This window comes from Rossellomorea aquimaris, assembly GCF_001877785.1.
Classification (GTDB): domain Bacteria; phylum Bacillota; class Bacilli; order Bacillales; family Bacillaceae_B; genus Rossellomorea; species Rossellomorea aquimaris_A.
The window spans coordinates 156307-169578 of the sequence record NZ_MINN01000128.1 but is presented as its reverse complement, the minus strand read 5'-3'; the positions used below and the strand labels follow the sequence as shown (position 1 = coordinate 169578).

The 13272-nt window shown below is 47.7% G+C and carries 13 protein-coding genes; 2 read left to right on the top strand and 11 right to left on the bottom strand.

Annotated elements, in window-relative coordinates:
* Positions 1-50 precede the first annotated feature (50 nt).
* Together BHE18_RS19305 and BHE18_RS19300 are read right to left on the bottom strand one after the other, a co-directional pair.
* Positions 51-1055, bottom strand: a complete 1005-nt coding sequence (locus BHE18_RS19305; protein ID WP_071620129.1) for a sensor histidine kinase — start codon at positions 1053-1055, stop codon at positions 51-53.
* Positions 1052-1741 carry a response regulator transcription factor gene (locus BHE18_RS19300; protein WP_071620128.1) on the bottom strand — a complete coding sequence of 230 codons (690 nt, stop codon included), beginning with the start codon at positions 1739-1741 and terminating at the stop codon, positions 1052-1054. The genes BHE18_RS19305 and BHE18_RS19300 overlap by 4 nt, the downstream gene beginning before the upstream one ends.
* Before the next feature lie 151 nt (positions 1742-1892).
* Here BHE18_RS19300 and BHE18_RS19295 point away from each other — a divergent pair, with 151 nt between their 5' ends.
* Positions 1893-2276, top strand: a complete 384-nt coding sequence (locus BHE18_RS19295; RefSeq protein WP_071620127.1) for a DUF2512 family protein — start codon at positions 1893-1895, stop codon at positions 2274-2276.
* A gap of 60 nt (positions 2277-2336) precedes the next feature.
* Here BHE18_RS19295 and hflX read toward each other — a convergent pair whose 3' ends face one another.
* A complete protein-coding gene (gene hflX / locus BHE18_RS19290) occupies positions 2337-3602 on the bottom strand; it encodes a GTPase HflX (protein ID WP_071620280.1) in 1266 nt (421 codons plus the stop codon).
* A gap of 517 nt (positions 3603-4119) precedes the next feature.
* On the opposite strand from hflX, the gene BHE18_RS19285 reads away from it, so the two are divergent.
* Positions 4120-4635 (top strand): hypothetical protein, encoded by a 516-nt coding sequence (locus BHE18_RS19285; RefSeq protein ID WP_071620126.1) that lies wholly within the window; start codon positions 4120-4122, stop codon positions 4633-4635.
* Positions 4636-4682: 47 nt separating this feature from the next.
* Here BHE18_RS19285 and BHE18_RS19280 read toward each other — a convergent pair whose 3' ends face one another.
* The 8 genes from BHE18_RS19280 to BHE18_RS19245 all read right to left on the bottom strand — a co-directional run bounded on the left by BHE18_RS19280 (position 4683) and on the right by BHE18_RS19245 (position 13251).
* Positions 4683-6140, bottom strand: a complete 1458-nt coding sequence (locus BHE18_RS19280; protein WP_071620125.1) for a CoA-acylating methylmalonate-semialdehyde dehydrogenase — start codon at positions 6138-6140, stop codon at positions 4683-4685.
* Between the two features lie 61 nt (positions 6141-6201).
* Positions 6202-7401, bottom strand: coding sequence for an iron-containing alcohol dehydrogenase (locus BHE18_RS19275; protein WP_071620124.1), 1200 nt, complete (start codon positions 7399-7401; stop codon positions 6202-6204).
* 250 nt (positions 7402-7651) lie between these two features.
* Entirely contained in the window at positions 7652-8107 is a 456-nt protein-coding gene (locus tag BHE18_RS19270) for a CotY/CotZ family spore coat protein (protein ID WP_071620123.1), read from the bottom strand.
* A 79-nt stretch (positions 8108-8186) separates the two neighbouring features.
* Positions 8187-9200 (bottom strand): YheC/YheD family protein, encoded by a 1014-nt coding sequence (locus BHE18_RS19265; RefSeq protein ID WP_071620122.1) that lies wholly within the window; start codon positions 9198-9200, stop codon positions 8187-8189.
* A 12-nt stretch (positions 9201-9212) separates the two neighbouring features.
* Positions 9213-10415 carry an ATP-grasp domain-containing protein gene (locus tag BHE18_RS19260; RefSeq protein WP_083573894.1) on the bottom strand — a complete coding sequence of 401 codons (1203 nt, stop codon included), beginning with the start codon at positions 10413-10415 and terminating at the stop codon, positions 9213-9215.
* A gap of 67 nt (positions 10416-10482) precedes the next feature.
* A complete protein-coding gene (locus BHE18_RS19255; RefSeq protein WP_071620121.1) occupies positions 10483-11751 on the bottom strand; it encodes a nucleotide sugar dehydrogenase in 1269 nt (422 codons plus the stop codon).
* Positions 11735-12454: a hypothetical protein gene (locus BHE18_RS19250; RefSeq protein WP_328585903.1), complete on the bottom strand. Its 720-nt coding sequence runs from the start codon at positions 12452-12454 to the stop codon at positions 11735-11737. The genes BHE18_RS19255 and BHE18_RS19250 overlap by 17 nt, the downstream gene beginning before the upstream one ends.
* A 14-nt stretch (positions 12455-12468) precedes the next feature.
* The gene (locus BHE18_RS19245; RefSeq protein WP_071620119.1) at positions 12469-13251 is read right to left on the bottom strand and encodes a glycosyltransferase family 2 protein; all 783 of its coding nucleotides are present in this window, start codon (positions 13249-13251) and stop codon (positions 12469-12471) included.
* Between the last annotated feature and the right edge of the window lie 21 nt (positions 13252-13272).

The window sequence follows — 13272 nt, the reverse complement described above, 5'->3', positions numbered from 1 at the left end:
CTTTTTCCTTTTATCCGCCGAACAAAATGGAAAAGCATGTGACATTTTTGTCACATGCCGATCGTGCCTTCAAAATCATTCCGCTCCGGGAAGGCGAGCGTGAATACTGTCCCTTTCCGCGGTTCGGATTCTGCCTTTACATTGATGTGCAGCGCATCGGCTGCTTTTTTTGTGAGGTACAAACCCATTCCTGTAGAAGCAGTGTTTTGGTGATCATCTGTGGACGTAAAGCCCTTTTCAAATATTCGGGGCATATCCTTCTGAGGAATCCCTCTTCCGAAATCGCGAATGATAAGGACGGTATGTCCATGTTCACGGCTGCTCCTGATTTCGATGTCCCTTTCACGGCTGTATTTTACCGCGTTCGTCAACAGCTGCCTGAGTATGAAAGCCAGCCATTTATTGTCTGAAAGAACGTCCTTCACTTCCAAATCGATGTCGAAGCCGATCCCTTTTTGGATACACCAGGATTGCACGGTTTTTATTTCTCCGTAAATCACTGTCTCAAGGTCTGTTTTCTCTATGTAAAGATCATTTTCAAGAAAGTCCATTCTCTTCTGATGAAGCTGCTGGTCGAGCAAAAGATGGATCCGGAGCCATTCGTATTTCAGCAGTGCACGTATCCCCGGATCATTCAATCGCTCAATGATAAGGCTCATCGCGGTCAACGGGGTCTTCGCTTCGTGGATCCAGGCGAGGAGCTCATCCTTTTCCTGTTCGATCATCCTTCTGTTCGAAGCGGCTTCCACCTTCAATTGATCCGCCTGCTCCGTCATGCTTTGGTGTACCACCTTTTCAAATGGAGTCCGGGGTTCAGGTAATCCCGTTATGTGCAGATTCGCATCCCAATCCTTCAGATTTTTGTAGTATTTTGTTTCCTTATGATAGCGGGCCACGGTAAAGAAGAAGAAAATAAGGCTTGAAAGGAAGACCACATAGAAAATCGATGATACTGGCAGAGAGGGATCAAGGTAAGCGACAAAAACCAGCAGCACCTGTAAACCGATAAAGATCAGAATCCAGCTTATTTTTTCCCGGATGAAATGACCGATCATACCGGATCCCCTTCCAGTGCCATATAACCCTGCCCCACTTTGGTTTCGATCTGATCACCCAGCCCGATTTCACCAAGCCGCTTCCGCAGCCGGTTGACATTTACAGTCAAGGTGTTATCGCTGATGAACCGTTTATCATCCCATAAAGAATTGATCAAGCTGTCCCTGGTGACGATTTTATTTTTCTGGCTGATCAATAGCTTCAGGATGAACATTTCATTTTTTGTAAGCTGGATGATGCCCTTATCATTCTTAACCGTATTCCTCTCATGATCCACAGCAGCCCCGCACCACGTCTTCAGGGTCACCTGTTCTGTATTGTAGTTGTAGACCCGCCTGAGGGTTGCCTGCACCTTCGCGATCAGTACATCAAAATAAAACGGTTTCTGGATGAAATCGTCCGCCCCGAGCTGCATCGACATCACCATATCCGTCGGATGGTCCCTGGAAGACAGGAACAAGATCGGCACATTTGAATGGGACCTGATCATCCTGCACCAGTGAAAGCCGTCGTACTTCGGGAGCTGGATATCGATTATCACAAGGTCCGGCTTCACATCGGAGAACCCCTTCATCACTTTGCTGAAATTCTCTATCCCATAAACATCGTATGACCATTGTGACAAACGGTTTTTCACTTCGTTATATAAAGTTGTATCATCTTCTATTAACAATATCTTGAACATCATTTTCACCACTTTTGTAAGGTACTTACAGTGTAGCGGAGAACGGAAGAATTTTCTAGAAGGACTTTTACTTTTCGTATGAGATGGTTAATTGTTTATCTTTCATCTCGGGCGGGAAAAACAAAGCACGTCCCGAAGGAGGAGATATCACATGAAGCATGCAAAAGCGTTCGCCATTAAAGGCATCATGATTCTGGCTGTGTTTTCATTCGTCCTGAGCCTCGGGTTCCGTATTTCTGCTGAAAGTACTGCCCTCATTGCCGTCCTGTTTGGAGGTGTCTCTTATGGTGTGGGTGATCTCGCCTTTTTACATAAAACGAATAATGTGGTCACCACCGCAGTTGAATTGATCATTGCCTTCATACTGGTATGGGCAGTGATTTCCATGATTGAAGGACTAGGCGCAGATGTCGCCCTGCCTTCTGCATTCATTTCAGCCCTGCTCATCGGTGTAGGGGAATATTTCTTTCATTTTTATATTTTTAGACATAAGCTTGGGTCGGTGGACGATAGGTCCGTTCATGTATCAGATTAATAGAACAGCATAACGAAAAGGACTTTACGCAGCCGTAAAGTCCTTTTCTCTGTTCTCTGTTTATTGCACCACATACTCCCGGTACTTCTCATAATCCGAACTCCTGCATTCCATCGTCAGCTTTGTGCCGTTCTCTTCATATTCGGTATGAAGCACGTTTGCATGCTCATTGAAATAAGATATCAGCTGTCCCTGGCTGAACGGGATGAGCATGTCGCATTTCTTATAGCCTTTAAAAATATGACTTTTGATGACATCGACCAGCTCATCAATGCCTTTTCGCTGTTTCGCGGATAGATAGATTCTGTCGTTCACAACGCTGCCAACCGATTCTTCATCGACTAGTTCCGCCTTATTGAAGGCGTAGACCATCGGGATGCCGCCCACTCCGATATCATCAAGCGTTTTGTTCGTGACTTCCATCATCGTTTCATGATGGGGATCAGAATAATCCACCACCTGGACGATGAGATCTGCCTCTGCCACTTCCTCAAGCGTCGAGCGGAATGCCTTCACAAGATGGTGGGGCAGCTTGTTGACAAACCCTACGGTGTCGGTCAGCAGGAAAGACTTATTATCAGGAAGTGTGATTTTCCTGACTGACGTATCCAATGTGGCGAACAGCATATCTTTTTCAAACACCTGTTTGTTTTCACCAGAATTGAATGTTTCTAGAAGGGCATTCATGGTCGTCGATTTCCCTGCGTTTGTGTAACCGACGAGTGAAACAACCGGAATCCCGCTCTTCTTGCGCTGCTTCCGCTGGGTCTTCCTCAGGTCGACAAGCGCTTCAAGCTCTTTGTTGAGCGCGGTGATGTTGTCTTCGATGCGACGTCGGTCGAGCTCAAGCTTTGTTTCACCGGCACCCCTGTTTGCAAGTCCGGATCCCCCTCCTTGACGTCCAAGTGATTCGCGTCTTCCGATCAGGCGGGGCAGCATGTATTGAAGCTGTGCCACTTCCACCTGCAGCTGCGCTTCCCTTGTCTGGGCGCGTTCTGCGAAAATATCTAGGATGAGCATGGTCCGGTCCATCACACGGATATCGAGTTTTTCTTCGAGCACCCGGATCTGTGACGGCGACAGCTCATCATTGGCGATGAGTACATCCGCTTCCATTTCTTCAATCAGAGGCAGAAGCTCATCGATCTTCCCTTTCCCGATATAATGCACATGATTCCTCTTTGGCAGGTTCTGCGTCATTTCTGCCAGGACATCAATGCGGCGGGCTTCGGCCAGCCCCTTCAATTCAAGCATATTGTATTCAAAATCTTCTCCCTTTTCCTTGGTGTTCACACCAACGGCGATGGCTCTTAAACGTTCTTCCATCATCTATCTTCACTTCCCATTCTTTTTTATATAGAAAAAAAACACAGGCCGCTGCCTGTGCTTTAGTAAATGGATCCGTCAACCGGCCACGTGCAGCTGTTTTCAAAGAAAACAACGGTCCGCGTCCTTTTCTTGCATGGGCCGGCATGACTTTAGGATACCCTTCTTCACCAAGTGGTAAAACTGACGGGAACCCATTTGAAGTCCACTATTCAGTTCTATTTTCAAGACACGAAAAAAGAGGAGTCTTCTCCCCCTCTTCTTCACCAACACGTTAAATGAAGTTTCCCTTAAAAATAGGCAGACCAATTCCATTTACCCTGCACACAGGCAGAGCGTCCGAACGTATTCAATTATCTGTTGGAATCGCGGAATCGTAGTCTGATTAAAATCAAAGGGAAAACCTCCATTTCTTGTAAGATATGATAATCTTAACATAGAATAGTCAGATTGAGAAGACCATGATGAAAGCACCTGCTTTCGATACTTGTAAATAGTAATGATGGGGGATGAAGAAATGGGAATCAGGCAAGCAAAGAAGAATGAAGGAAAAATTAATTTGATGATCCGCAACGGGGCGGCGGATCCTTCTGTGGATGTATCCATTACTCCTATTTACTGCGTGAGCTGCGACCGGCAGCTGCCTCACCTTTATGAACATACAGGTTCCCGGTACGGGCAGGTGGGGACAATCAATTGTGAATACTGTGAAACTCCCATTCACTGTACGGATGGTGATAATATTGTTTATGAACTAAGAACCTCGGGTTTTGTAATGAATTACTATCACCTTTATAGACTGGAAAAAGAAATATGGATAACTCTTAAAGAATCATATGGTTATGATATTTCAGCAAGGCACAAAGGCAGCACAATCACCTTGGAAACAGTGGTGGATGAACTTTCTAAAGAATTCAAGATACCTGCAGCCACAAGCAGGCAATACACCTCAAATGACGGGAAAATAACGATGTTCCCTAATGTTGTGGTGAAGTGGTTTTCTATCCTGGAATACTTTGATTTATACAAATAGAAAAGACAGCCTCCCATTCCGAAAATGAATGAGAGGCTGTCCTTCTTTTACCAGCGTGCAGTCAGCATCTTGCGTCTTGTATAAAATTCAACGCCATCCGGTCCGTTGGCGTGAAGATCTCCATAAAAGGAGTTTTTCCAGCCGGAGAATGGGAAGAATGCCATCGGTGCAGGCACCCCGATATTGACGCCGAGCATCCCGACTTCAATGAATTCACGGAAGTAGCGGACATCGCTTCCGTCCTTCGTAAACAGGCAGGCTCCGTTGCCAAAGTCTGATTTATTGGTCAGGTTAATCGCGTCTTCCAGTGTATCCACACGGACGATCGAAAGAACGGGCGCAAAGATTTCATCTTTCCAGATTTTCATGGCGGATGTCACATTGTCAAAGATGGTCGGGCCGATGAAGTAGCCGTTTTCCTTGAACGCTTCATCAGAACGGCCGTCACGGACGAGCGTCGCGCCTTCTTCAACACCGCATTCAATATAGCTTTCCGTCTTCTTTTTATGTTCATCGCGGATGACAGGACCGAGGAAGACATCTTCATCCATCCCGTTGCCGATCTTTATCGCATCCGCCTGCTCGTTCAGCTTCTTGATCAGGTTATCCGCAACATCCCCCACTGCGACTACAACAGAGCAGGCCATACAGCGTTCACCGGCAGACCCGTACGCTGCAGCTATGATTTCTTTTACGGCAGCGTCAAGGTCTGCATTCGGCATCACGATAGAGTGATTCTTCGCGCCGGCAAGCGCCTGGACCCGCTTGCCGTTCCCTGCAGCGGTTTTATAAATATACTCCGCCACCGGCTGAGAGCCTACGAAGGAAATGGCCGGGACATCTTTATGTTCTAGAAGGCCGTTCACTACGTCATGCGCACCGTGGACCACATTCAGCACGCCGTCCGGAAGGCCAGCCTCCAGGAAAAGCTCTGCAAGGCGGTTGGCAAGGAGCGGCGTCCGCTCGGAAGGTTTCAGGACAAATGTATTTCCGCACGCAATCGCCAGCGGGAACATCCAGCAAGGCACCATCATCGGGAAGTTGAACGGCGTGATGCCACCGACCACCCCGACGGGATAGCGGTACATGCCTGATTCAATATTCGTCGCGATATCAGGCAGCTGTTTCCCCATCATCAGGGTCGGCGCACCGGCTGCGAACTCGACGCATTCGATCCCGCGCTGCACTTCGCCATATGCTTCTTTAAAACTCTTCCCGTTTTCCTCGGTGATGAGTTTTGCAAGCTCGTCCCAATTATCGACAAGCAGCTGCTGATATTTAAATAAAATGCGGGCCCGTTTTGGCACCGGCGTCCTGCTCCATGATTTGAATGCTTCTTTTGCGGTATGGACCGCGTCATCCACGTCCTGACGGGTTGATATCGGAACCTGGGCCAGTTCTTCGCCCGTAGCAGGATTCGGTACGGATTGGTAATGGTCCGTTTTTGCATCCACCCATTTTCCGTTGATAAAGTTCTTCACGGTATTATTCGTTGCAGTCGCCATGAATGATTTCCCCTTTCGAGAGTTGTATTTCGGGCTGATCAGCAATCCAGGCTGTCCCCTTTTATCGCTTTACCTTTTCCTCTGTTGTGTACTGATAATCGTAGCAGCTGTGATACAGCGCCTCCAGTTCCTCTTTCGCCGGCACCCGGGGGTTGTTTGCGGGGCTGCCGCTGATGAAGGCATCTTCCGTCATTTTCCCCACTGCTTTAGTGAATGCTGATTCATCGATTCCCCATCCCTTCAGATTTGGAATGTTCAGCTTCCGGCAGAGTGCTTTGACCGAAGCCACCGCATTTTCGGCACATTCCCCGTTCGTCAGATGAACGCTGTCCTTCACGAATATCCGCCCGATATCAGCCAGCCGGTCGATGCAGTGGTCTTTGCTGAATTCCAGCACCGCCGGCAGCAGCATCGCATTCGAGTAGCCGTGCGGGACATGGAACAGTGCACCGATCGGGCGTGACATTCCATGGACCAGGCAGACGGAAGCATTGGAAAACGCCATTCCCCCCTGCAGGGCAGCAAGGCTCATCGCTTCCCTCGCATCGAGGTCTTCGCCGTCATCGTAGGCCTTCAACAGATTGTCCGCTATCAGTCCGATGGCAGCAAGAGCTGCTGTATCGGTCATCGGATGGGCTCTCCTTGACAGATACGCTTCCACCGCATGGCTCAGCGCATCGACGCCGGTGGCAGCCGTCACGGTTTTGGGTGAGGAGACGGTCAGGAGCGGGTCCACAATGGCGACATCCGGCATAAAGGCCGGCTGCTTGATCATCATCTTCACGTCATCCTGCGTATTGGTGATGACCGTCACATCCGTCGCTTCCGAACCCGTACCTGCTGTTGTAGGGATGGCGATGTGAGGGAGAGGTTTTTTATCGGCTAAAAATCTGCCGCCCATATAATCCCCGATATACCCTCCGTTCGAAGCAAGCACAGCGATTGCCTTGGCGGTATCGATGCAGCTCCCCCCTCCGAGTGATATGACCAGGTCGCAGCGCTCCTCCTCGAGCATCGCGAGGGCCTCTGCAACATACCGGTCTGTCGGTTCAGACTCAACCCCAAGATAGACGGCACCCGGAATCCCGTGATTCTGTAAATACTGACGGCAACGGCTCACATAGCCGAGCCCGTCCATGATTCCATCACTGACAATCAGGGCCTTTCCGCCCCGATCTGCCGCTTCCCTGCCGACATTTTCTAAAGCTCCCCGGCCGTAAAAAATCGTTTCCGGCACACGAAAACTTGCAAACTTCTCCACAGACTTGCACCCCTTTTATCGTTTGATAATAAGATTGGGTCTCTATGAAGTACGGCTTCTCAAGATGCATAACCCGTCAGTAAAATCTAAATATTTAAACTATTCGTCTAGTATAACAGAAAATTATACAATCGTCCCTTGTTACGCTAAAGCAACAGCGTACACGCATTTAACATGGCATGACGAGATGAACGGGAATAATGAACTGTTCCTTAAACGAGAAAAACGCACCTTGGGTAAAGGCACGTTTTCACCACTTCGGTTCAATAATTATTTTTCGTTTCAAGAGGTCGATATCAATGCATTGAACGGCACAAATACAGCTAACATCAATCGTTAGGCACGTATCGGTCCTTTTCAGCACGAGGATTTCACAGCATGAGTGTTTGTTTTTTCCGCATATACAGAGCGGACGCAGCAGGGATATCGTGGCACAGCCTGACTGTTCATGCAGCTTTTCCATACGGAAATAGCTTGTTTTAAAAGAAGCCTCTTCTCCGCATGGTTCTATATCAAACCCTGTGAAGGCAAGCTTTCCATCCTTTGTATATAACATAATGGGAACGGTATCGACACCTGTCATTTTTGAAAACACTTTGCCGAGATAAGGGATGTCAGCCTGGTTAATGAAATCCTGGAGTTTCTTCACTTCAGCCAGCGCTTTATGGATACACGTCAGATTGTTTTTCTCTTTTTCTATCTCCAAGTCCCTCCCCCCAATCAGCTACATATTTATTGTATGGGGAGTAAGCCGGCAGGTGTATGGGAGTGGCCAAAATGGACGTTTATCCACTCTTCTTCATTAAATACCTGCAATAGGGTATGAGCCTCTTCGCCACTTCGAATTCACGGTGTTTGCTCCCCGGCCTCCAATTCACTTCAAAAAGCCACAACTTCAAATCTTTATCGATTCCCACATCTATACCCAGTTCATCAAATGAATGGGGATAAAGCGCTTCAAAATGTTTCGGGAATGAAGCGGCAAATGATTCAAGCCTTCTCCTTACCTCTTCCCACTCTTCCCCGAACTCCTCTTTCATAAATGGAACCCAGTCACCCCGATATCCCCCGCTGCTCACGTTGCTGACAAGCTTACCCGTCCCGCTGATGCGTGGATAGATAAGGTTGATCTCCCATTTCCCTCTTCCATTTTTCTGCACATGAATCCGCATATCATACGTCAATCCGATTTTTGTCCTGCAAAGGATGAAAGGCTGAATCAGATAGCGGTTTTCCAGCAGCAGCTGATGGATCCATACTTCCAATTCATTTTGACTGTATGTTTGAGAGGAGTTTCCTTCTGTTATGACGTAGTGATCGCCATCCCTTTCAAGAAAGTAAACATTTTTCCCCTTATTTCCGGAGTACGGCTTGATGACAAGCTTCTTGTGGGATAAAAAGGAAGCTGCCACCTCTCCGAAACCGGAGAGCGGCAGGGAAGGAATCAGATAAGAAGAATATTTCTTCTTATTCTTCAACTTGTGATAGACTGTCATTTTGTTCCCGACTGAATGGCTGGTGAATATGCAGTGCCTTTTTAATTCTTTTGTAATGCTGGACTGTTTCTTTGTTTTCGGATTAGAGAGATTGATGACAACGCAAGGATACCCCAGCTTCTTCTTTTTCCACTTTCCTTCTTCATACATCCACCCACTAATTTTCTTGTCCTTTGTATTCACACCGCTGTAGGTGAAGTAGAAAAAAGGGACCCCCTCCAATTTTGCTGCAGCAGCACACGCGTATGCTTTTTTTACCCGGTGAGGCTGAGAACGATGGTGCAGCATCCCTGCCATTTTCATTTTTCATTCCCCCTAAAGAGGTTCCACATACAACCTCAAACGTTTCGCTGCATCCCTGGCGGCTTTCTTTGCATGCTGCATTGTGTCCGCAGCTGCAATAATGCAGGCAAACCGGTCCCCCATTGATTTTGGCGGCCTTACAATACACCCTCTTTCGGTCTTCAACAGCACATGCTCAATCCCATCAAGGTTCATCGCCTGCTCTATTCCGCTTATATGCAAAAGTCTTCCGGCAGTATTTACGGTCAAATACCTGGCATACGTGCTGCGGGGAATGGATTCATGGAAGACTGGTTCTTCACCTAGCTGCATCTTGAGGACTTCTTTCAGCAGGTTACCCCCTGTTCCCGTCTCAATGATCTTATTCATCCAACCTCCTGACATCCTGGGATTGATTTCAACCAGCTTCCACCTGCCTTTGACGTACCGCATCTCGAGATGACATGAACCATGTTCTATGCCAATGTGCTGAACGATATCCCGGACAGCATCGGTAAGTGACAGTGCAGCATCCCTGGAAAGTTCTGCCGGAAAAGCATAACCGGTAATGATGAAAGATTCATTCCATTCCTGCTCGATGACTGCAGCGATGAGGACTTCCCCTTTGTACACGGCTGCTTCGATCAAGTATTGTGGTCCGTCCAGATATTCCTCTGCCAAAATCGGCTGCTTATCTTTAAAAGCGTACAATGCTTCCTTCATTTCCCCCTCCGACTTCACAAGTTTTATATCTTTTGATCCATTGGAGACAGAAGGTTTCAGAATGAGTGGAAATCTTTCAGCGTGACAGAGTGCAAATCCACGGATATCGATTCCCTTATCAATCACGGAGAAGAAAGGGGAGGATTTTAGACCCTTCAATTTATTCCTGACTGCCGTTTTGTCTTCGGCCAGTGCCAATGCTCCCGATGAGAAATCCCCAAGTCCCAGCTCCTCTGAAAGCTGAGCCGCACAGGATACATACGGATCGATGAAGCTCAGGCAGGCAGCTATACGGTTTCCCTTGTCCTCAAGTTTCTTGAGACGGACCAAGATTTCATTTCTTTCTGCTAAATCCGGCACACAGATGAGTTCATCCGCTTCAGTGAGTCCAGAGCGATATCGATCTGAAATCAAAACCGTATAACAGCCAAGTTCTTTTGCTGTCTTTATCGCTTCATGACTGGTGCCGTATCCCCTGCTTCCAAGGAAAACAATCGTCTGCATCTTTTTCATTCCTTCAACTTCTTTATTGATTATTTTTATGAAAAGAATGCATGGGTTGCCACAAGGGCGGTTTTTTTTATAAATAATTCACTTTGGGATTGGCCAATTCGAGCACATGACGTGTATCGAGGATGCAATTGGAGAATTGAGCGATGGTTTCATAATCAAGGGAAGAGTGATTGGTGTGAATGAGGGTAAGATCGGCCCGGGATAGAACATCCTCTGTGAGATCTATCGTCTCAAGGGTATATCCATTCACTTGGAGTTCGGGGATGTACGGATCGTGGTACTGGATTTTGGCCCCCTTTTTAAGGAGGAGGTCCATGATTTTGAGCGCCGATGACTCCCGTGCATCATTTACATTTTTCTTATAGGCAGCGCCGATGATAAAAATGCACTTCCCTTTAATGGTTCCACTTCCGGTAAGTTTTTCGATTTTACTGATCACGTAATGGGGCATGGCTTCGTTAATCCTGTGTGCTTCTTTTATGAGCGACAGATTTAACTCGCTTTGTTCTGCTTTCCATAACAGGTACATGGGATCAACTGGGATACAGTGGCCGCCGATTCCAGGTCCGGGATAATAGGGGGTGAAGCCGAACGGTTTGGTGCCGGCTGCATCTATGACTTCCCAGAGATCAAGATCCAGTTTGGATGAAAGCAAGAGAAGCTCATTCATGAACGAAATATTGATCAGCCTCTGGGAATTCTCGACCAGCTTGCACATCTCCGCCGCCCTCGGAGATGAAACGGGTACGATGCTGTCAAAAATGGATCCGTATGCTTCGGCTGCCCTTCTCGTGCATTCTTCTGTCATGCCCCCGATTACTTTAGGGATCTGGTGCAGCGAGTACACTTTGTTCCCTGGATCGATTCTCTCAGGGGAGTAGGCCGCATAATAGTCTTTCCCCAGCGTGAACCCGCAGGCTCCGATTTCAGGACACAGCACTTCCTCGGTGGTCCCCGGATAGGTGGAGCTCTCCAAAATCATGAGCTGATCCTTCTGGAGAAATGGGACGCAGCCTGCCAGTGCCTTTTTCAAAAAAGTCAAATCGGGCTTGTGATCGGGGGTCAGGGGCGTCGGGATGCACAAGATCACCGTATCTACTTTACTGATCACCTCATAGGACGTACCGGGATGGAAGAGACCCCTTGAAAACAATCCTTTTATCTCCTCGTCGGTATAATCGCTGAGGTAACTTCTATGCTTCAACAAGCTTTCAATTTTGCCGGCGTCCACATCGATGCCGAACACTTCCCACCCTCCCTTCAAGAACAGCTCGGCAAGCGGGATCCCGACGTAGCCCAGGCCGACAATTGCCGCTTTTTTATTCATCTCCCCCATTGACCTTACCCTCCTCTTCTCTCAATTCAACAATGGCTTCATGCTTTTTCCCGTCAAGAAATCCCGCTTTCTCCCCTCTTTCATTCAACAGCAGCCCGATGGCTTCAACATGGTCACCCAGGAACACTTCATCGCACCTGACATCCCCTTCTGCGGTCTTTACTCTTACCGGGGCTGAAATCTTGAAGCCTGACAGCACCGCTTTCACATAGGCCACAGGTGGTTTCATCAAATCTTCCGGATCAAGGCTGTGGAGTAGCTTCCGGCTAATAGCATGGGGATATTCAGTGAGGGAATGATTAAGGAGCTTCGGACGCTTTAAAAGAATGTTCAGGAAGTAATGAATCGACGTTTTTGCATTCATCGGGTATTCCCCTAGTAAATATCCTTTATTGTTGAGTGTCAGGTCCCTGCCTGACTCTGCTTTTTTATAAAATCGATTAATCTCTTTTACGCTAAGCGGATAATTGCCATCCATGAATAATACGCTCTTTCCCGATGTTTGCCGGGCGGCAGCGAACCGCTCATAGAATAAGCCTTCCCTGCCGGTGATGGTGATGAGCTGCACGCGCGGGTCTTTCCCCCATCGTTCAGTCTTGGAATCTTGTTTATCCGTCACGATGATGATTTCCTTCACTTTAGCTTCAGTCAGCCGGTTGACCAGGAGCGGGATTGAGGCCTCCCTTCGCTTTGTGGCTGCGATGACTGCTGAACGTTTTACAGCGCGGTTTCCTGCGGCAGTCTCAAGATGATCTGGGAGTCCTTCATATAGACGGTCATCTGAAAACCCGCCCCTTGTCCCTTTTTTTCAATTAAATAATTCACACCAAGAGCTTGATCACCAAGTATTTCATCATGTGTGATCGAGAACGGAGAGCTTGGGGACTTCACCCTGGCCGCCTTTCTTCTGGCATTGTTTTTCAATACATTGATGAACGACGGGGAAACGATTTTCAGCCCGCTCATCATCGCCTCTCCATTCGCCACCCCCGTTTCGGCAAGGTTCCACCAGCCGATAGCTTCAATTGCACGCCTGTTCATCGCATGCGGGATGGAGATGAATGAATCGATATCATGTTCCGATTTATTCAGAAGGAGATTCAGTCCCTTCCTTGCGACAGCCGTACAGTGTGGTCTTTTCTTGAGTTTCAGCAAATACCTGAAATCATTCAGTGTGATATCAGCACCGTCTTCGATCGCCTTAATGAACGGTCTTAGCTTTTTGGCAGACAGGACTTGATCTCCATCGGTAAAGAGCAGGATATCACCCCTTGCATAGTAGGCACCGATCGCCCTTGGTACATTCCTCCCAAGAGCATATGGATACTCGATTACCTTTCCTCCATGTTTCTTGACGATTGCCTTTGTGTCATCCGTGGATCCATTATCGACAACGATAATTTCAAACGGATTCAGTTTGGAGATTTCTTCCATTACGCTGCCGATCATATTCGACTCATTCTTTGTCGGGATGATCACTGATAATTTAGTTCCTGTCAATGTTGTCACCTCTAATGATAG